The 19,267-nt window shown below is 71.3% G+C and carries 18 protein-coding genes; 8 read left to right on the top strand and 10 right to left on the bottom strand.

Annotated elements, in window-relative coordinates; all coding sequences use genetic code 11:
* Positions 1–133 precede the first annotated feature (133 nt).
* The 5 genes from LZG04_RS39765 to LZG04_RS39745 all read right to left on the bottom strand — a co-directional run bounded on the left by LZG04_RS39765 (position 134) and on the right by LZG04_RS39745 (position 6,744).
* A complete protein-coding gene (locus LZG04_RS39765; protein ID WP_233827127.1) occupies positions 134–1,306 on the bottom strand; it encodes an ROK family transcriptional regulator in 1,173 nt (390 codons plus the stop codon).
* A gap of 1 nt (position 1,307) precedes the next feature.
* Entirely contained in the window at positions 1,308–2,738 is a 1,431-nt protein-coding gene (locus tag LZG04_RS39760; RefSeq protein WP_233827126.1) for a sugar ABC transporter permease, read from the bottom strand.
* 70 nt (positions 2,739–2,808) lie between these two features.
* On the bottom strand, positions 2,809–3,582 hold the full coding sequence (locus tag LZG04_RS39755) for an ATP-binding cassette domain-containing protein (RefSeq protein WP_233827125.1): 774 nt from the start codon (positions 3,580–3,582) through the stop codon (positions 2,809–2,811).
* Positions 3,583–3,703: 121 nt separating this feature from the next.
* On the bottom strand, positions 3,704–4,840 hold the full coding sequence (locus LZG04_RS39750) for a sugar ABC transporter substrate-binding protein (protein ID WP_233827124.1): 1,137 nt from the start codon (positions 4,838–4,840) through the stop codon (positions 3,704–3,706).
* A 191-nt stretch (positions 4,841–5,031) separates the two neighbouring features.
* A complete protein-coding gene (locus LZG04_RS39745; RefSeq protein ID WP_233827123.1) occupies positions 5,032–6,744 on the bottom strand; it encodes a DEAD/DEAH box helicase in 1,713 nt (570 codons plus the stop codon).
* A 163-nt stretch (positions 6,745–6,907) separates the two neighbouring features.
* Here LZG04_RS39745 and LZG04_RS39740 point away from each other — a divergent pair, with 163 nt between their 5' ends.
* The gene (locus tag LZG04_RS39740) at positions 6,908–8,062 is read left to right on the top strand and encodes a YihY/virulence factor BrkB family protein (RefSeq protein ID WP_233827122.1); all 1,155 of its coding nucleotides are present in this window, start codon (positions 6,908–6,910) and stop codon (positions 8,060–8,062) included.
* A gap of 6 nt (positions 8,063–8,068) precedes the next feature.
* Here LZG04_RS39740 and LZG04_RS39735 read toward each other — a convergent pair whose 3' ends face one another.
* Positions 8,069–8,314: a DUF3039 domain-containing protein gene (locus tag LZG04_RS39735; protein WP_233827121.1), complete on the bottom strand. Its 246-nt coding sequence runs from the start codon at positions 8,312–8,314 to the stop codon at positions 8,069–8,071.
* A 31-nt stretch (positions 8,315–8,345) separates the two neighbouring features.
* Between LZG04_RS39735 and LZG04_RS39730 the strand changes: the two genes are divergently transcribed.
* Both LZG04_RS39730 and LZG04_RS39725 read left to right on the top strand, forming a co-directional pair.
* On the top strand, positions 8,346–9,254 hold the full coding sequence (locus LZG04_RS39730) for a pseudouridine-5'-phosphate glycosidase (protein WP_233827120.1): 909 nt from the start codon (positions 8,346–8,348) through the stop codon (positions 9,252–9,254).
* Positions 9,251–10,138 carry a carbohydrate kinase family protein gene (locus tag LZG04_RS39725; protein WP_233827119.1) on the top strand — a complete coding sequence of 296 codons (888 nt, stop codon included), beginning with the start codon at positions 9,251–9,253 and terminating at the stop codon, positions 10,136–10,138. Before LZG04_RS39730 ends, LZG04_RS39725 begins: the two co-directional genes overlap by 4 nt.
* On the opposite strand, the gene LZG04_RS39720 is transcribed toward LZG04_RS39725, so the two are convergent.
* Complete coding sequence (locus LZG04_RS39720) at positions 10,120–10,434, bottom strand: DUF3099 domain-containing protein (RefSeq protein WP_233827118.1); 315 nt, start codon at positions 10,432–10,434, stop codon at positions 10,120–10,122. The genes LZG04_RS39725 and LZG04_RS39720 overlap by 19 nt on opposite strands.
* Before the next feature lie 120 nt (positions 10,435–10,554).
* On the opposite strand from LZG04_RS39720, the gene LZG04_RS39715 reads away from it, so the two are divergent.
* The 4 genes from LZG04_RS39715 (at position 10,555) to LZG04_RS39700 (ending at position 15,319) form a co-directional block, all read left to right on the top strand.
* Positions 10,555–12,048, top strand: a complete 1,494-nt coding sequence (locus LZG04_RS39715; protein ID WP_233827117.1) for a CdaR family transcriptional regulator — start codon at positions 10,555–10,557, stop codon at positions 12,046–12,048.
* Positions 12,049–12,214: 166 nt separating this feature from the next.
* A complete protein-coding gene (locus LZG04_RS39710) occupies positions 12,215–13,702 on the top strand; it encodes a methyltransferase (protein WP_233827116.1) in 1,488 nt (495 codons plus the stop codon).
* A complete protein-coding gene (gene dtd / locus LZG04_RS39705) occupies positions 13,699–14,124 on the top strand; it encodes a D-aminoacyl-tRNA deacylase (RefSeq protein ID WP_233827115.1) in 426 nt (141 codons plus the stop codon). The genes LZG04_RS39710 and dtd overlap by 4 nt, the downstream gene beginning before the upstream one ends.
* A gap of 202 nt (positions 14,125–14,326) precedes the next feature.
* Positions 14,327–15,319, top strand: a complete 993-nt coding sequence (locus LZG04_RS39700) for a sigma-70 family RNA polymerase sigma factor (protein ID WP_233827114.1) — start codon at positions 14,327–14,329, stop codon at positions 15,317–15,319.
* Positions 15,320–15,503: 184 nt separating this feature from the next.
* Here the strand turns inward: LZG04_RS39700 and LZG04_RS39695 are convergent, their stop codons facing one another.
* The gene (locus LZG04_RS39695) at positions 15,504–16,424 is read right to left on the bottom strand and encodes a phosphotransferase family protein (protein ID WP_233827113.1); all 921 of its coding nucleotides are present in this window, start codon (positions 16,422–16,424) and stop codon (positions 15,504–15,506) included.
* Positions 16,425–16,512: 88 nt separating this feature from the next.
* On the opposite strand from LZG04_RS39695, the gene LZG04_RS39690 reads away from it, so the two are divergent.
* Positions 16,513–18,186, top strand: coding sequence for a fumarate hydratase (locus tag LZG04_RS39690; RefSeq protein WP_374202983.1), 1,674 nt, complete (start codon positions 16,513–16,515; stop codon positions 18,184–18,186).
* 3 nt (positions 18,187–18,189) lie between these two features.
* On the opposite strand, the gene LZG04_RS39685 is transcribed toward LZG04_RS39690, so the two are convergent.
* A complete protein-coding gene (locus tag LZG04_RS39685; RefSeq protein ID WP_233827112.1) occupies positions 18,190–18,378 on the bottom strand; it encodes a DUF397 domain-containing protein in 189 nt (62 codons plus the stop codon).
* Positions 18,375–19,223 (bottom strand): helix-turn-helix transcriptional regulator, encoded by an 849-nt coding sequence (locus LZG04_RS39680; protein ID WP_233827111.1) that lies wholly within the window; start codon positions 19,221–19,223, stop codon positions 18,375–18,377. Before LZG04_RS39680 ends, LZG04_RS39685 begins: the two co-directional genes overlap by 4 nt.
* Positions 19,224–19,267 lie beyond the last annotated feature (44 nt).

Below are 19,267 nucleotides of genomic sequence, written 5' to 3'. Positions count from 1 at the left end.
CCCGGCAAAGGACTCGTAGCACCCTAGCCGTCCGGGGCGGGGATCCGAGAGGATCCCCGCCCCCCTCATTTTTCTCCGGCGGCCCGGGGCGTGCGGTCACGTCGGGAGCCCCGCCGCGAGCGGGTGTCGGACCTCAGACCTCGCCGAGCACGGGCTCGAAGGCGAGCTCGGCCGCGCCGATGAGCTTGGCGTCACGGCCGAGCGGCGACGAGACGATCTTGGTGCCGCCGACGGCGCGCGACACCAGTGACCGCTGCTGCACGGTGCGTCGCAGTTGGTCGACCAGCGTTTCGGGCAGCGCGGTGAACAAGTCGCCCAGCACCACCAGTTCCGGCCCCAGCATGTTGACCACGGTGATCAGGCCCATGGCCAGCCACTCGGTGAACTCGCCCAGCCGGTGGGCGACGCTGTCCGGCGACCCGGCCAGCGACCGCAGCTCGGCCACCACCGTGCCGCGCGGCGAGTCCTCGGGCAGCGCCAGGGCGCGGCACAGCGCCGCCTCGCCCACCTCGGTCTCCCAGCAGCCCTGGCAGCCGCAGTAGCAGCGGCGGCCGCCGGGCCGCACCACCATGTGCCCCAGCTCGCCGACGTAGCCGCCGGTGCCGCGCAGCGGTTGGCCGCTGGAGATCACGCCGCCGCCGATGCCGACGTCGGCGGAGATGTAGACCATGTCCGACGAACCGCGGGCCGCGCCGCGCACGTGCTCGGCCAAGGCGCCCAGCTCGGCGTCGTTGCCGACCTGGACGGGGAGCTTGAGCACCGACGACAGCCGTTCGCCCAGCGCCACGTCGGTCCAGTGCAGGTTCGGCGCCTCGTGCACGAGGCCGTCGGCGCGGCGGACCACGCCCGGCACGGAGACGCCCACGCCGACCGCCTGCACGTCGAGCTCGTCGGCCAGCAGCTTGGCCGAGTCGGCGATGTGCGTGATCACCTCGCCGGGGTCGCGGGACCGGTGGTGCAGGTTCCACGAGTCCCGGCCGAGGATGTCGCCGCCGAGGCCGACCATGGCCATCGCCACCTGCTCGACGCGGATGTCGATGGCCATCACCACGGCCGCGTGCGGTTGCGGCAGCACCAGCAGGGACGGGCGGCCGGCGCCGGAGCGCTGCGCCGGCACCCGTTCGGCCACCACGCCGGACTCGGCGAGGCCGTCCACCAGGGCTTTGATCGTGCTGCGGTTGAGGCCCAGCTCAGCCGCCAGCGACGCCCTGGTGGAAGGCCCGTCCACGTGCAGTCGGCGCAGCAGCGCCGTTCTGTTGTGCCTCCGCACCTCGTCGGGTCGGGCTCCCGCGGTAGGTGTGCTCACGTCAGCGGGCGGCGGACGCCGCCCGGCGGCGGGACAGCGCGTCGACGCTCGCGGCCAGCAGCAGCACCAGGCCGGTCACGATGAACACGACGGCGGCGGGCTGGTCGAGCAGGCCCATGCCGTTTTGGATGATCGCCAGCACCGCGCCACCGATCACGGCGTCACGCAGCTTGCCCTTGCCGCCGAACAGCGAGGTGCCGCCGATCACGGCCGCACCGACCGCCATCAGCAGCGTGTTGCCGCCACCGGCGTTCGGGTCGACCGAGCCGACCTTCGACGAGTAGACGATCGCGCCGACGGCCGCCAGGGACGAGGCGATCACGAACACGCTCATCCGGATCTGCGCCACGTTGATGCCGGCGCGGCGGGCGGCTTCCTTGTTGCCGCCGACGGCGTAGACGTGCCGGCCGTAGCTGGTGCGTTCGAGCACGAACGTGCCGATGACCAGCAGCACGAGCACGATCGGCACCACGAACGGCACGCCGGTGATCACCACGAGGTCGCTCTTCGAGCGGTTGAGGGTCAGGGCGTAGGTGGCCACCGCGCTGAGCACCAGCACCACGCCGACCTTGACCAGCACGATCGGGGTGGGCGAGGCGACCAGGCCGCGGCGCAGCCTGCTGAAGTGGCGGCCGAGCACGACCGCCGCGTAGCCGCCGGCGGCGACGACGAACAGCGCCCACGAGCCCGCGGTGTTCAGGTTCCCGTTGGCCACGTTGAAGATGACGTCGTCGCGCAGGCCGAGCGTGCCGCCCTCGCCGATGAACTGGAGGATGACGCCGCCCCAGGCCAGGAACAGGGCCAGGGTCACGACGAACGACGGGATGCCGACGCGGGCGACGAGGTAGCCGGTGATGCAGCCGATCGCGGTGCCGACGCAGACGGCCAGCAGCATCTCGACCCACGGGTTGGCGGGCACGCCGATCAGGGAGATGACCAGCGCCACCGCCGACAGCGCGGTGCCCGCCCAGATCCGCATGAGCGCGGCCAGCACGGCGGCCAGCGCCAGCAGGGCGCAGAAGAGGTAGAAGACGGTGTCGCCCATGCCGCCGAGCAGGTTGCCGCCGTTGATCAGGTGCAGCGCCATCACCGACGCGGTGACGCCGGACGCCGTGCCCGCCGACAGGTCGATCTCGCCCAGGAGCAGGACGAACACCAGGCCCATCGCGATGATCACGACGCTCGCGCCCTGCGCGAGCAGGTTGGCGATGTTGCCCAGCGTCAGGAACGTGTCGGCCAGCGAGCTGAACACGATGAGCAGCACGACGACGCCGAGCAGCGCGGGCAGGGAGCCCAGTTCGCCGCCGCGCAGTCGGGCCACGTAGTCGCGCACCGCCTCGCCGGTCGACTGGGAGGTGGTGTCGATGCCGAAGTCGGAGATCGCGCCCTGGGGCGAGTCCTTGGGCGACGTCTCGCTCGTGGTGTTGGTCATGCTGCGTTCCTCGTCGTGGGGGCTTGGCCGTGCCGGTACCGGAAGGGCAGGCAGCGATCCAGGGCGGGCATCAGATGGTGGCGGTCTCGGGACGGGCGATGCCCAGGTCACCGGACCGGCCCGCGGTGATCAGCTCGACCACCTGGCCGTGGGTGACGTCCTTGGTGTTGACCTCGGCCGCCATCCGGCCCAGGTACAGGCAGGCGATGCGGTCCGCGACCTCGAACACGTCGTTCATGTTGTGGCTGATCAGCACGACGCCCAGGCCCTGCTCGGCGAGCCGGCGCACGAGGTCGAGCACCTGGCGGGTCTGCGCGACGCCCAGCGCCGCGGTCGGCTCGTCCAGCAACACGACCTTGCTGTTCCACAGCACTGCCTTGGCGATCGCCACGGTCTGCCGCTGGCCGCCGGACAGCGACGCGACCTGCGTGCGCACCGACTTGACCGTGCGCACCGACAGCGAGGTCAGCGTCTTGCGGGCGGCCTGCTCCATGTCCGCCTCGTCGAGCATGCCGAACTTCCCGCGTTCCCGGCCCAGGAACATGTTCTGCACGATGTCGAGGTTGTCGCACAGCGCCAGATCCTGGTACACGACCTCGATGCCCAGGTGCGCGGCGTCGCGCGGCCCGTGGATGTGCACCTCCTGCCCGTCGAACAGGACCTGGCCGGAGTCGGTGGGGTGGATGCCCGCGATGCACTTGACCAACGTCGACTTGCCCGCGCCGTTGTCGCCGACGAGGGCGGTGACCTGGCCGGGGTGCACCTCGAAGTCGATGTCGTGCAGGACGTGCACCGGACCGAAACTCTTGTTGATGCCGCGCAGCTCGAGGATCGGCTCGCTCACTGGATTTCCTCCGTCTAACCCGTCTTGAGGGTCTAACCCGTTCGGGTGGTCGGCCCACACAGCGGTGGGCGCGCCGGAACGGGGTGCGTCTCCCACACCCCGCCCCGGCGCGAGCCTTGACTTACTTGATGCCGAGCTCGGTGCAGACGGTGGCGAGGTCGCCGCCGCAGATCTCCGTCGCCTTGACGAAGCCCGCGTCGACCACGGTCTTGACCTTGTCCTTGGTGATCAGCTGCGCGGGCAGCAGGACCGACTTGACGTCGCGGTTGCCCGTGGTGTCCTTGGTGACGCCGGTGGCCAGCTTGTCGGCGGCGGCGGTGTCGTTCTTCGCCAGCGCGGCGGCCAGCTTGGCGGTGGCCTCGGCCTGCTCGTTGATCGGCTTGAACACGGTCATGAACTGGTCGCCGCGCAGGATGGCCTGCAGGCCCTCCGGGGTGGCGTCCTGGCCGGTGACGGGCACCTTGCCGTTGAGGCCGTACTTCTTCAGCACCGTGATGACCGCACCCGCGAGGCCGTCGTTCGCGGCGACGACGCCGTCGACCTTCTGGCCGTTGCCGGTGAGGATCTGCTCGAAGGTGGTGCCGCCCTTCTGGTTGTCCCAGTTGTCGATGGGCTGCGAGCGCACCAGCTTCAGGTCACCCGAGTCGTACTTGGGCTTCAGCACGTTCTGCTGGCCGTTGTAGAACAGGGTGGCGTTGTTGTCCGTCGGCGCGCCCTCGATCTCGATGATCTCGGCGGGCTTCTTGCCGGGCGCGAGCGCCTCCAGGCCCTGGACCAGGCCCTGGCCCTGGAGCTCGCCGACCTTCACGTTGTCGAACGAGACGTAGTACTTCGAGCTGCCGCCCAGGTTGAGCCGGTCGTAGTCGATGACCGGGATGCCCTGCGCCTCGGCCTTCTTCGCGACCGTGGCGCCGATCTCGCTGTTGGGCGTGGCGATGATCAGCACCTTGACGCCGGCGTTGATCATGCCGTCGGCGAGCGTGGAGAACTTCTGCACGTCACCCTGGGCGTTCTGGATGTCGGCCTGGAGGCCCTCGGCTTCCAGCGCCTTCTTCAGCAGGGGCTTGTCGAAGCCCTCCCAGCGCGCGGAGCTGGCGGTCTCGGGGAGGATGACGCCGACCTTCGCGCCGCCCGAGCCGCTGTTCGTGTTGGTGTCCGAGGTGGTGCTGCCACCCGTGGACGTGTTGGCGCCACATGCCGTCATGGCCACGGCGAGGCCGGTGCCAAGGGCGATGAGAGCGAGGCTCTTGCTGCGCATCCGCCATCCCTTTCACGCAGGAGCGTAAATGTTGTGGCGCACAACGTATGCCGGGACAGGCGGTGACCGGAAGCACACTTGACCGGTAAAGTAGGCACGATGCGCTAACGGGCAGGTAACCGAACGGACATCTGACTACTCCCAATGCAGTAGCCGGTCACCTCAGGTCACAACAAACGGTTTCGCCGGGGTCACCACGAGCGCAGCGTGGCGATCCGCTCCTCGAGCTGTTCGATGCTGGCCATCGCGGTCGGCGGGCCCCCGCAGTACTCACGCAGCTGGTTGTGGATCTTGCCGTGCGGCTTCTTCGTGCGGTGGTGGTGCATGGCCACCAGGGTGTTGAGCTCCTTGCGCAGCTGGGCCAGCCGCTCCTGCACGCTCGCCGTGCGCACCGGCGCGGGCGGCGGCGGCGCGGCGACCTGGCGCTTGCTGGCCTCGACCAGCTGCTTCTCCTGCCGCTGCCGCAGCAGCGCGCGCACCTGGTCGGGCTCCAGCAGGCCGGGCAGGCCCAGGTACTCCTGCTCCTCGTCGCTGCCCGCGAACGCGGCCGTGCCGAACGAGGAACCGTCGTAGATCACCTGGTCCAGCTCGGCGGAGGCGCCCAGCGCGGTGAACGCCTTCTCCTCCTCGCCCGGCTCGTCCTTGACCTGGTTGGCCTGCGACAGCAGCTCGTCGTCCCAGCCGTCCTTCTCCCGGTGCGGCTTGCCCAGCACGTGGTCGCGCTGCTGCTCCAGCTCGCTGGCCAGCCCCAGCAGCACGGGCACGCTGGGCAGGAACACGCTGGCCGTCTCGCCCTTGGCGCGGGCGCGCACGAACCGGCCCACGGCCTGGGCGAAGAACAGCGGCGTCGAGGCGCTGGTCGCGTACACGCCGACGGCCAGCCGCGGCACGTCGACGCCCTCGGACACCATCCGCACCGCGATCAGCCAGCGGTCGGTCGAGGCGGAGAACTCGGCGATCCGGCCGGAAGCCTTCGGGTCGTCGGAGAGCACCAGGGTCGCGTCGTGGCCCGTGGTGCGCTTGAGGATCTCGGCGTAGGCCCTGGCCACGGTCTGGTCGGTGGCGATCACCAGGCCGCCCGCGTCCGGCATCCCGCCCTCGCGCAGCTGGGTCAGGCGCATGTCGGCGGCCTTGAGCACCGACGGCATCCACTCGCCGGTCGGGTCCAGCGCCACCCGCCACGCCCGCGCGGTCTGCTCCTGGGTCAGCGGCTCGCCGAGCCGGGCGGAGAACTCCTCCCCCGCGCTCGTGCGCCACTGCGCCTCGCCCGAGTAGGCCAGGAAGATCACCGGGCGGACGACGCCGTCGCGCAACGCGTCGGAGTAGCCGTAGGAGTGGTCCGCGCGGCTGCGCTGCACGCCGTCCGGGCCCGGCTCGTAGCTGACGAACGGGATCGGCGAGTCGTCCGAGCGGAACGGCGTGCCGGTCAGGCACAGCCGGCGCACGGCGGGCGTGAACGCCTCCCGGATCGCGTCACCCCACGACTTGGCGTCGCCGCCGTGGTGGATCTCGTCGAGCAGCACGAGCGTCTTGCGGTTCTCCGTGCGCACCCGGTGCAGCATCGGGTGGGCGGCGACCTGGGCGTACGTGAGCGCCACGCCGTGGTAGTCGCGGGAGGTCATGGCGTTGGTGTTGCGGAAGTTCGAGTCGATCGCGATGCCCGCCTCGGCCGCCGCCTTCGCCCACTGGTGCTTGAGGTGCTCGGTGGGCGTGACGATCGTGACGGCCTCGATCGTGCGATCGGCCAGCAGCTCGGCCGCCACGCGCAGGCCGAACGTCGTCTTGCCTGCGCCGGGCGTGGCGACGGCCAGGAAGTCCTTGGGCTTGGCGGCCAGGTACTTCGTCAGCGCGCGGCGCTGCCAGGCGCGGAGGGGGCGGGTCGTGGCGACTTGCGGTTGCGACAACCTCGAACCCTTTCTGCGCTGATCAGCGGTGGTGCCGCCGCGGTCGTGCGGTGGTGGACACGCAAATGCCCTCGGTGCGGGTGACCGTCGAGGGCATCGACAGCCTACCCGCTGCGGCCGGGGCCCACGGTCTCCGATGCCGCGAAATCACCCGCCATGCACCATGCTTGATGTTGCGATGGGTTCGCCGAGGGACGACACAGCACGCAGCGCGGGTCGCAAAGGGCCCCTGCGTCTGTTGGCGCGCACGCTGTCGAAGGCGTGGGACGGCAGCATCTTCTCCGAGGCGGCCGAGGCGGCGTTCTGGCAGGTCCTGTCGTTCCCCCCGCTGCTGCTGGGGTTGCTGGGCAGCCTCGGGTACCTGGGCGACTGGTTCGGGCCGGAGGTCGTGAGCGCGGTCAAGGACCGGATCATCTCCACCTGCCGGACGATCTTCAGCCAGGACGTGGTCAACGGGGTGATCGTGCCCACCGTCGACCAGATCCTCACCACCGGCAAGGGCGAGATCGTCTCGGTCGGCTTCCTGATCTCGCTGTGGGCCGGGTCGTCGGCGATGTCGTCGTTCGTGGACGCGATCACCGCCGCGCACGACCAGTACGGCGTGCGCAACGAGGTGTGGCAGCGGATCTTCGCGCTTCTGCTGTACATGGCGAGCCTGGTGCTGCTGATCATCGGCCTGCCGGTGGTGGCGCTGGGCCCCGATCTGCTGCCGCGGGTGTTCCCGGACTCGTGGGAGCCGACGATCGAGTCGTGGCTGAGCGGGTTCTACTACCCGGGCATGGCGGTGCTGCTGGTGCTGGCGCTGGCCACGCTGTACAAGCTGTCGCTGCCGAACAAGCTGCCGTGGCACCGGCTCGTGCCGGGGGCCGTGCTCGCGATGGCGGTGTTCCTGCTGTCGTCCATCGGGCTGCGGCTCTACATCCAGTGGATCACCACCACCGGGTACACCTACGGCGCGTTGGCGACGCCGATCGCGTTCCTGCTGTTCGCCTACCTGATCGGGTTGGCGATCACGTTGGGCGCGTACTTCAACAGCGCGTTGCAGGAGATGTGGCCGGCGCGGATGACCCGGCGGCAGCGGCGGCGCTGGCAGCGGCTGGAGATCGAGCGGGCCGCCGAGCGGATCAGGTCCGACGAGGGCAGGCAGGTCTCACCCGGCCCGGACCCCGGGCCGCCCGGCGAGCGCCCGCACACCGCGCCGTCACCCGCGGACACCAACCGCACCGTGCCGCTGCCGGTGGAACGCCGAGGGGCGCGGGAGACACCGGTGAGCGGGCACGGCTTGGGCCCCGGCGGGTCGACGCCGGGGCCGTCCTAGCGGGTGCTACTCGCCGCCCTTGGGCAGGCCGTCGTAGATCTTCTTGCACTCCGGGCAGACGGGCGAGCCGGGCTTGGGCGACTTCGTCACCGGGAACACCTCGCCGCACAGCGCCACGACGTGCGTGCCCATCACCGCGCTCTCCGCGATCTTGGCCTTGCGCACGTAGTGGAACATCTTCGGGGTGTCGTCCCCGGTGTGGTCCGTGCCTTCCGGCCGGGTCTCCACCTCGGGCAGAGTCTGCGTGCTCACGCGGACAGCGTACCTGGGATGATGGCCCCTCGTGAGCAAGCCGAGCGTCACCGAAGAGGTCCGATCCGCCCTGGCCGAGAACCGGCCGGTGGTCGCGTTGGAGAGCACGATCCTGTCCCACGGGCTGCCGCCCGGCCGCAACCGCGAGGTCGCCGAACGGCTCGAAGGCGTGGTGCGCGCCGCGGGCGCGGTGCCCGCCACGATCGCCGTGCTCGGCGGTGTGCCCAAGGTCGGGTTGACCCCCGCCGAGCTCGACTACGTCTGCGACCCGGCCAACGACCTGGTCAAGCTGTCGCGGCGCGACCTGGGCGCGGCCTACGCGCTCGGGCGCGACGGCGCGACGACGGTCGCGAGCACGGCCGCGCTGGCGCACGCGGCGGGTATCGGGGTGTTCGCCACCGGTGGGCTGGGCGGCGTGCACCGGGGCGCGCGCGAGACGTGGGACGTGTCCGCCGACCTCGACGTGCTGGCCACGACGCCGGTGCTGGTGGTGTGCTCGGGCGTGAAGTCGATCCTGGACATGGGGGCGACGCTGGAGCTGCTGGAGACCCGCTCGGTGCCCGTGATCGGGTTCGGCACGGACCGCTTCCCCGCGTTCTACCGGCGCGAGTCGGAGTTCGGCGTGCCGTGGCGGGTGGACTCGGCCCGGGACGCGGCCGCGGTCGTGGCGGCGCACCGGGGCGTGCCCGGTTCGGCGGGCGTGCTGCTGGCCAACCCGATCCCGGTCGAGTTCGAGATGGACGCCGACCTGCACGAACGGCTGCTCGCGGAGGGCTTGGAGCTGCTGCGCGAGCGCAACGTGCAGGGCAAGGAGGTGACGCCGGTGCTGCTGGAGCACTTCCACACCGCCAGCGGCGGGGTGAGCCTGGACGCCAACGAGGCGCTGGTCGTGTCGAACGCCTCCCTGGCCGCCGCGGTGGCCGTGGAACTCGCGTCGTGACCTCGATCGTGGTCGTCGGCGACGCCGGGCTGGACGTGGTGGCCCGGCACGCGGGCCCGATCGTGCACGGCGGCGACTCGCGGGCGTCGGTGACCATCGAGCCGGGTGGCGCGGGCGCGAACACGGCGGTGTGGCTGGCCGCGTGCGGCGCGTCGCCGGTGCTGGTGGCGCGGGTCGGCGCGGACTCGGCGGGACGGCAGGTGCACGCCGAGCTGACCTCGGCCGGGGTGCGGTGCGCGTTCGCCGTGGACACCGAGGCGGCGACGTGCTGCGTGGTCGTGCTGGTGGACGAGACCGGGCAGCGCAGCATGCTGCCCGACCGGGGCGCGAACGCCCGCTTCTCCCCCGGCGACCTGGACCAGGGGTTGCTGCGCGACGCCTCGCACCTGCACCTGTCGGGTTACGTGCTGCTGGACGCGTCGTCGCGGCCGGCCGGGTTGGCGGTGCTGCGCGCGGCCCGCGAGGCCGGGTTGACCACGTCGGTCGACCCTCAGTCCTCGGCGTTGATCTACGACGGGTTCCTGGACGACATCCGGGGCGTCGACCTGCTGCTGCCCAACACCGAGGAGCTGATCGCGCTCACCGGGTCCGCCGCTCCCGCGTCGGCCTCGGCGCTGCTGGACGTGGTGGGCGCGGTGGCGTTGACGTCCGGGGCGGACGGTGCGAGCTGGGTCGACGCCGAGGGCGTGGTGTCGGTGCCCGCGGAGGACGTCGAGTGCGTGGACTCGACGGGCGCCGGTGACGCGTTCGACGCCGGGCTGCTGGCGGCGTGGCTGTCCGGGGCGTCCCGGCGCGACGCGCTGCTCGGCGGCGTGCGCGCGGCGGCGCGGGCGGTGTCCGCGGTCGGCGCGCAGCCGTCGGCGGCTCAGCCCTCGATGACGTGATGCGGGCGTGACTCGATCGCCCGGTGCTCCTTGACGAAGCGGCTGGCCTTCTCCGCCTTGCGGGGAGGCCGGTCGTTCGCGACCAGCACGGCCATCCACGGCAGCGGGACCGACAGCACGAGGAAGGCCAGGGCCAGCCACCAGGTCTGGTAGAAGACCATCGCCAGGACGAGGCACGGGATGCGCGCCCCCATCATGATCGCGTACTTGCGTTTGCGCGCGGCGTGCTGCTCCTCGTAGGAGGGCGCCGCCTCGGTGATGAGCACCGGTGTGCCGTCGCGCTCGGGACTGACCATGCCTCCATCGTCCCACCACGCGGCCGTGACGGATACCGGCGGACTGTGTTTTTGCTTGCTGTGTTCCGGGCGTCACCGCGACCGGCCGCGCGGGCGTGCCGGTGACCTTAGGATCCCGATGTGGTCGCCCTTGATCGCCTCGTGGACGTGCTGGGGAGCCTCGGCACGCACCTGAGCTGCGCGCCCAGGGGGCGGGGCGTGGAGCTGCGCGGGGTGGCGCTGCACGACCCGGCGGAGCAGACGCCGGCCGCGGCGGACGACGTGCTGCTCGGGTTGGGCGTGCCCTCGCCCGCGGCGGCGGCCAGGTTGGTCGCGACGACGTCGGCGGCGGCGGTCGTGCTGCACGGCTCGCCGCCCTTGGACGAACGGGTGCTCGCGGCGGCGAAGAAGTCCGGCGCGGCCGTGCTGCTGGTGGACCCGTCGGTGCCGTGGGGGCAGTTGGCGAACGTCGCGCAGACCCTCGTGCTCGGCGGGCAGGGCTCCGGTGACCTGTTCGCGGTGGCGGACGCGATCGCGGCGGTGGTCGGCGGGCCCGTGACGATCGAGGACCAGCAGTCCCGCGTGCTGGCGTACTCGTACCGGCAGCAGGGGGTCGACCCGGTGCGGGTGCAGACGATCCTGGGCCGGCGGGTGCCCGAGGAGGCGTGGCAGGCGCTGGACGCCTACGGCGTGTTCACGCACCTGGCGCGGTCGGACGAGCCGCTGTTCGTGCCGAAGCTGACCGACCAGCTCGGCGGGCGGCTGGTGGCGGCCGTGCGGGCGGGGCGCGAGCTGCTGGGCTCGGTGTGGGTCGAGGTGGACGACCCGGTGGACGCGCTGCGCGCCGGTGCGCTGGTGGACGGGGCGCGGACGGCGGCGCTGCACCTGCTGCGGGCGCGGGCGTCGGCGGACCTGGAGCGGCAGGCCGAGGCGGACCTCGTGATCGAGGCGCTGGAGTCCGGGTCGCCCGCGAACCTGGCGCGGCTGGGGCTGCCGCCGACCGACCTGCGGGTGATCGCCGTGCAGGCGCACGCCGGCGAGGGCGAGCACGGGGCGGCGTTGCTCGCGTTCTCCCGGGCGACGGCGGGTTTCGGCTGGTCGCGGCCTGGCCGGTCGGCGTTGTTCGGCAACGTGCTCTACACCGTGCTGCCGTGCGGGGACGACCCGTCGGTGGCGGTGGAGTGGGTGCGTTCGCTGGGCCGTGAGCTGCCCGCGGAGGCGGTCGTGCAGGCCGGGATCGGTGGTCGGGCGGACGCCGGGTCGCTGCCCGCGTCCCGGGGTGAGGCCGACGAGTGCCTGGCGCTGTCGGAGGGCGAGCCCGTGGTGTACGACCAGGCGTGGGCGCGGGTGCTGTTGCGGCGGTTGGCGGCCGTGGCGGAGGCCGGCCGGTTGCCGTCACGGGGGCCGGTGGCGGACCTGGTGCGGCACGACGCCGAGCACGGCACGCAGTACGCGCTGACGTTGCGGGCGTGGTTGGCGGCCCAGGGGGATTCGCGCGAGGCGGCACGGGCGCTGTCGGTGCACCCGAACACGCTGCGGTACCGGATGCAGCGGATGGCGGTGGTGACGTCGTTGCCGTTGGACGACCCGGAGCAGCGGCTGGCGATGGCCATCGCCCTGGCGATCACGCCCTGAGCGGTGAACTCGGGGGTCCTGAACGTAGGACTCACCCAACCCGAACGTAGGACTCGCGCGAGAGTCCTACGTTCACGTCGCGTGTGTCCTACGTTCGGAACACCCGAGTTGAACGTTCAGGTGGGCTGCGCGGGCGCGGGGAGACCGGGCGCGAGACGATGGCGCGGTGCTCCCTGATCTTTCTGCCGACCTGACCGCACGGCTGCGCGAGGCGTTCCGGGCCGCCGACTACGACGCGGACGGGGTGGTCGAGGCGCTCGGGCCGCAGGCGCACGCCGCCCTCGGCCGCGGCGAGCCCGAGGCCGCCCGCCGGGCCACCCGGGACGCGGGCGCGCTCGGCACGCTGGTCCGCCTGTTCCTGCTCGGCGACACCGAGCCGGAGGCCGCCGTGCGCGCGGCCCTGCCGGACGTCGACCTCGACACCGCGGTGAAGGCCGAGGTGCTGCGCGGTGACGGCGACGGGCTGCGCGCCGGGCTCGACATCCGCCCCTACGGCGACGACGAGGGCTCCTGGTGGGTCATCGCCGACCAGGACGCCGACCAGCGCGGCGGCCCCGTGCCCGCCGACCACGTGCTCGGCGTCGGCCACGCCTCCATCAGCCTCGCCCGCGCCACGTCCCGCCGCCCCGTGGACACCCTGCTCGACCTGGGCACGGGCTGCGGCGTCCAGGCCCTGCACGCGAGCAGGCACGCCCGCCGCATCACCGCCACCGACCTGTCCGACCGGGCGCTGGCCCTGGCCGCGGGCACGTTCCGGATCAACGAGGTGGACGTCGAGCTGCGCCGGGGCGAGTGGTTCGGCCCCCTGCGCGGGCGGCGGTTCGACCAGGTCGTCTGCAACCCGCCGTTCGTGGTGGGCCCGCCCCGGGTCGACTACGTCTACCGCGACTCCGGCCTGGGCGGCGACGACGCCAGCGCCCTGGTCGTCCGCCAGATGCCGGCGTTCCTCAACGAGGGCGGCGTGGGCCAGCTCCTGGCCTCCTGGCTGCACCGCCGGGGCGAGGACTGGGCCGACCGGGTGTCGTCGTGGCTGCCGCGCGGCGGCGTGGACGCCTGGTTCGTCCAGCGCGACGTCGCCGACCCCGCCCTCTACGTCGGCACGTGGCTGCGCGACGCGGGCGTCGACCCCCGCAGCGACGAGGGTCGTGCCAAGGCCGCCGCGTGGCTGGACTGGTTCGCCGAGAACGACGTGGAGGGCATCGGCTTCGGCTTCGTCACGCTCCGCCGCACGGACACCGAGCACGCCGAGGTGGTGTGCGAAGACCTCCGCCACGCCTTCGACGACCCGCTGGGCCCGGAGTCCGCCGCCTGGCTGGACCGGGTCGCCTGGCTGCGCGCCACCGACCACGACCGGCTGCTGGCCACCCGGTTCACCGTGCCCGAGACCGTGCTGCTGGAGGAGGTCTCCGCGCCCACCGACGAGGGTTGGGAGGCCGTGGTGCGCCGCCTGCACCGCGTCGACGGCCCCGGCTGGCAGCACGAGCTGGACGAGACCGCGGCCAAGCTGCTGGCGGGCTTCCGGGGCGCGCTGCCGCTGGCGGACCTGGTCACGCTGCTCGCCTACGCCCACGACCTCGACGCCGACGCGCTCGCCGCGGCCGCCGTCCCGATCGTCCGCGACCTCGTCCGGCACGGCATGGTGGTGCCCGAGTGAGAGCTGTTGTGGCGCGCGTCACAGAGGCGTCGGTCACCGTGGACGACGAGGTCGTGGGCGCCATCGACGAACCGGGACTGCTGGTGCTGCTCGGCATCCACGTGGCCGACGACGTCGCCAAGGCCCACCTCATGGCGCGCAAGCTGCACGAGTTGCGGGTGCTGAGGGACGAGGAGTCGTGCGCCACGACCGGCGCGCCGCTGCTCGTGGTGAGCCAGTTCACGCTCTACGGGGAGACGCGGAAGGGGCGGCGGCCGTCGTGGACCGCCGCCGCCCGGCCCGAGCACGCCGAGCCGTTGGTCGACGAAGTGGTCGCGGAACTGCGCCGGAAGGGTGCACGAGTACAAACCGGACGGTTCGGCGCGATGATGTCCGTGCGCAGTGCGAACGACGGTCCGTTCACCGTGTTGGTCGAACTCTAGATCCTTCTCAGGCAATCCTCAGGATTCGCCGGGCAACCGCTGTGACCGCAGTGACGTCTTCAGGTCATGGGAAGCGGGAACCATTTCGCTCCGGTTCGCGTTTCCCCCAGTGTCAGACACCGAAAGGTGAGCCGCGCACCGCAGCGCGGAGTGTGCGACACGACCGCACTGCCAGCCCGCGACACAAGGGGGAGGGAGCTCCATGACCGTCCCGAAGCTCCTCGACCGTCAGGTCGGGAACGAGACGACCACCACGAGCGCCGAGTTGGACCTCGACGCCCAGGGACCGGCCGCAGACCTGGTTCGGGTGTACCTGAACGGGATCGGCAAGACAGCGCTGCTGACCGCGGCCGACGAAGTGGAACTCGCCAAGCGGATCGAGGCGGGCGTCTTCGCGCAGCACAAGCTGGAGACCCACCCGGACCTGCCGGATGAGCGCCAACGCGAACTCCGCGCGTTGATCCGTGACGGTCACGTGGCAAAGAACCACCTTCTCGAAGCGAATCTCCGGTTGGTCGTTTCGCTGGCGAAGCGATACACCGGGCGCGGAATGCCGCTGCTCGATCTGATCCAGGAGGGGAACCTGGGTCTGATCCGCGCGGTGGAGAAGTTCGACTACACCAAGGGCTTCAAGTTCTCGACCTACGCGACCTGGTGGATCCGCCAGGCGATCACGCGGGGAATGGCGGACCAGGGTCGCACGATCCGGCTGCCCGTCCACCTCGTGGAGCAGGTCAACAAGCTCGCCCGGATCAAGCGCGACCTGCACCAGCAGCTCGGCCGCGAGGCGACCAACGAGGAGCTGGCCAAGGAGTCGGGCCTGACCCCGGAGAAGGTCGTCGACCTGCTCGACCACGCCCGCGACCCGGTCAGCCTGGACATGCCGGTCGGCACCGAGGAGGACGCCCCGCTGGGCGACTTCATCGAGGACTCCGACGCCACCGACGCGGAGAGCGCGGTCATCTCCGGCCTGTTGCAGGACGACCTGCGCCGGGTGCTGGCCACGCTGGACGCGCGCGAGCAGGCCGTGATCCGGCTGCGCTACGGCCTGGAGGACGGCCAGCCGCGCACGCTGGACCAGATCGGCAAGCAGTTCGGCCTGTCGCGGGAGCGGGTGCGGCAGATCGAGCGCGAGGTCATGTCGAAGCTCCGGCAGGGCGAGCGGGCGGCCAAGCTGCGGGCCTACGCGAGCTGAGCTGACGCGATACAGCGTCCACCCAGCGGGAAGTCACCGCTGCGCGGGATTGACTTGTGACGCCAGTCACGGCACGGTCGTGCGTTACACGAGCCACGCGACCCCTCCGCCCCATCACGCGGAGGTGGTCGCACGCTGAGGAAGGTCGGGGCGGTCGGGGGCCGGCCCGGCCTTCCGCGTCTGCCTAGAGCCCCAGGTACTCCGCGAGCTTCTCGCGGAAGAACCGCACGTGCGCCTCGCGCTCCTCGCCCGCGTAACCGCGCGGCACGCCCTCCACGATCATCACCAGGCACAGGTACGCGCGGTAGAGCGCGATCCGGACCTCTTCGGCGTCGGTGAACCCCTCGACGCCGTATCCGGCCTTGTAGTCGTCGTCCAGTTCGGTGAACAGCGCCACGGTCGCGATCTCGGCCAGCGGGTCGCCGAACAACGCCCGCTCGGGGTCGATGATCCCCTCGACGTGGCCGTCGAGCAGGAAGATGTTCGCCTCCCACAGGTCGAAGTGCACGAGCACCGGCTCGGCGACGTCGTCCAGCAGGTGCGCGCGGGCCGCAAACGCCGGCCGCACGTCGGGCAGCTCCACGCCGAACCGGTCCGCGTCGGCCACCACCGCCTCCACCATCGCGGTGAACGCCTCACGCCACGTGCCCGCGTTGGGCCCCTGCACGTAGCCGAACACGTCACCGGTGATCCGGTGCAGGTCGCGGACGATCGTGCCCAGCTCACGACGCAGCGCACCGTGCTCGGCGTCGGTCAACCGGGGACGCGCGGTCGACCACGGCTCACCCTTGAGCGCCGTCATCAGCAGCAAGCCGTCCTCGTGCAGCAGGACTTCCGGCACCGGCAGGCCGCGCGCCGCCATCAGCTCGAACGCCAGCGCCTCGGTGCGCATGATGTCGTGCTCGTAGGTGAGCAGCGGCACGTCCGGCGGCGGCGCGACCTTCAGCACGGTCTCGCGGCCGTCCGCCGCGGTGAGCCGGTAGGCGGTGTTGAACATGCCGTCGGTCAGCTCGACGTGCGCGGCGAGCGGGACCCCCAGGGCGCGGCGGATCAGGGCGTCGAGTTCGGCCGCAGGGAGCCGGCGCTTGGTGAGGCTGTCGACCACGACGCGAATCACACCACGTCCGCTGGGACGCGACGGCGTGATCGGTATAAGTTCGGCGGAACCCGAAGCGCGCAAGGGAGCCCGCGACGTGACCTCGTCGAACCTGTTGGGACCGACGTTCCAGTACACCGACGTCCTTCCGCTGGCCAAGGACGACCACACCGACTACCGGCTCGTGACGCCGGACGGCGTGTCGGTGCTGGAGGCCGCGGGCCGGACGTTCCTCCAGGTCGAGCCCGCGGCGCTGACGCTGCTGGCCAAGGAGGCGATCCGGGACATCCAGCACCTGCTGCGCCCGTCGCACCTGGCCCAGCTGCGCGCGATCGTGGACGACCCCGAGGCCAGCGGCAACGACCGGTTCGTCGCGATGGACCTGCTGCGCAACGCGTGCATCTCCGCCGGCGGCGTGCTGCCCATGTGCCAGGACACCGGCACCGCGATCGTGATGGGCAAGCGCACGGAGTCCGTGCTGACCGGCGGCACCGACGAGGAAGCGTTGTCGCGCGGCATCTTCGAGGCCTACCAGGAATTGAACCTCCGGTACTCGCAGATGGCCCCGGTCACGTTCTGGGACGAGCGCAACACCGGCACCAACCTGCCCGCGCAGATCGACCTGTTCACCGCGCCGGGCGTGGAGCCGAAGTACGAGTTCCTGTTCATGGCCAAGGGCGGCGGCTCGGCCAACAAGACGTTCCTGTACCAGGAGACGAAGGCGCTGCTGAACCCCTCGCGGCTGGCTAAGTTCCTGGACGAGAAGCTGCGCTCACTGGGCACGGCCGCGTGCCCGCCCTACCACCTCGCCGTGGTCGTCGGCGGTCTGTCGGCCGAGCAGAACCTCAAGGTCGCCAAGCTCGCGTCCGCCCGCTACCTCGACGGCCTGCCCACCGGGGGTTCCGCCGCCGGGCACGCGTTCCGGGACGTCGACCTGGAGCAGCAGGTGCTGGAGCTGACCCGGAACTTCGGCATCGGCGCGCAGTTCGGCGGCAAGTACTTCTGCCACGACGTGCGCGTGATCCGGCTGCCCCGGCACGGCGCGTCCTGCCCGGTCGGCATCGCGGTGTCGTGCTCGGCGGACCGGCAGGCCAAGGCGAAGATCACCCCCGAGGGCATCTTCCTGGAGCAGCTGGAACGCGACCCGGCGCAGTTCCTGCCCGAGGTCACCGGCGAGGACCTGTCCGACGAGGTCGTGCGGATCGACCTGACCCGGCCGATGGCCGAGATCCGCGAGACCTTGTCGAAGCTGCCGGTGAAGACCCGCGTGTCGCTGACCGGGCCGTTGGTGGTGGCGCGGGACATCGCGCACGCCAAGATCAAGGAGCGGTTGGACGCGGGCGAGCCCATGCCGCAGTACCTCAAGGACCACCCGGTGTACTACGCCGGTCCGGCCAAGACCCCCGAGGGCTACGCCTCCGGGTCGTTCGGGCCGACGACGGCCGGCCGGATGGACTCCTACGTGGAGCAGTTCCAGGCCGCCGGCGGGTCGCTGGTGATGCTGGCCAAGGGCAACCGGTCCAAGCAGGTGACCAACGCCTGCCAGACCCACGGCGGGTTCTACCTGGGCTCGATCGGCGGCCCGGCCGCGCGACTGGCCCAGGACTGCATCCGCAAGGTCGAGGTGCTGGAGTACCCCGAGCTGGGCATGGAAGCGGTCTGGAAGATCGAGGTGGAGGACTTCCCGGCGTTCGTCGTCGTGGACGACAAGGGCAACGACTTCTTCGCCGAGACCTCCGCCCCGACCCTCCAGATCTCGTTCCGGAAGTAGCTCCTACAGGTCGAACACGCCGAGCTTCGCGCCGCGCGTGAAGAAGTCCCACTCGCTGTGAGTGAAGCGCTGTGGGACTTCTTCAGGCCGGTTGCTGTTGCGGACGAGCACCTCGTCGTCCGTGCGCATGACCTCGACGCAGTTCGAGCCGCCGCCGCTGAACTTGGTCCACTCGCCTGGCTTCAGGGTCATCGGGTCTCCTCCGTGATGCGGGTCAGGAGTTCGCGGCTCTCCTCCACTCCCAACGCCTTCGCACGGGTGTGGTCGAACCAGCGGCTCGTCCTCTCCACGTGGTTGACCCCGTCCTCGAAGTGGTCACCGAACGGCGTGTCGACGCTGACCAGCGATGGCATCTTTGCGGGCAGCCGGAACAAGGTCAGCGTAGTACCGCTCAACGCGTGGGCCCCGGCTCCTTGTGGCATCACCTGCACCACGACGTTCTCCAGCTCGGTCATGGCGAGCACGTGCTTGAGCTGGTCGCGCATGACCTCCGCACCGCCGATGTTGGCCCGGAACGCGGGCTCCGCGATCACCGCCCACAGCCGCAGCGGCGGTTCGCGGTCGGTCAGCAGCGCTCGCCGTTCCAGTCGCAGTTGCAGGTGCTTCTCCAAGACTTCGCCGCCGAGGCCGACCCCCGTCATCAGCGCCCGGGCGTAGTACTCGGTCTGGAGCACCGCCGGGATCAGCTCGAACGACGTGTAGAGGGCTTCGGTGGCGATGGCCTCCACGTCGAGGATGCGGCGCAGCCACGGCGGGATCGGGCCGCCGATCTTGCTCTTCGGCCTGCGGCGGTGCGCCTCGGAGTTGAGCGCGAACAGGTCCTCGCGGGTCGCGTCGTCCGCGCCGTAGAGGTCGAGCAGCTTCTCCAGCTCGGCCTGCTTGACGCCGCTGATCGCGTTCTCGATGTTGCTGATCTTGGTCATCGTGCAGCGCAGCACCTCGCCCACCCGTTCCCGGGGCACGCCTGCCTCTTCGCGCATGCGGCGCAGGGTGGTGCCGATCTGGATGCGGGCGGCACTGCGGTGTGGGCTGGTCATCGCTCTCCTCGATCATCACCCGATCGGGACTTGTGCACAGTCTG

The organism is Saccharothrix sp. S26 (assembly GCF_021390395.1).
GTDB lineage: Bacteria > Actinomycetota > Actinomycetes > Mycobacteriales > Pseudonocardiaceae > Actinosynnema.
This window is presented reverse-complemented; position numbering and strand designations above follow the sequence as displayed.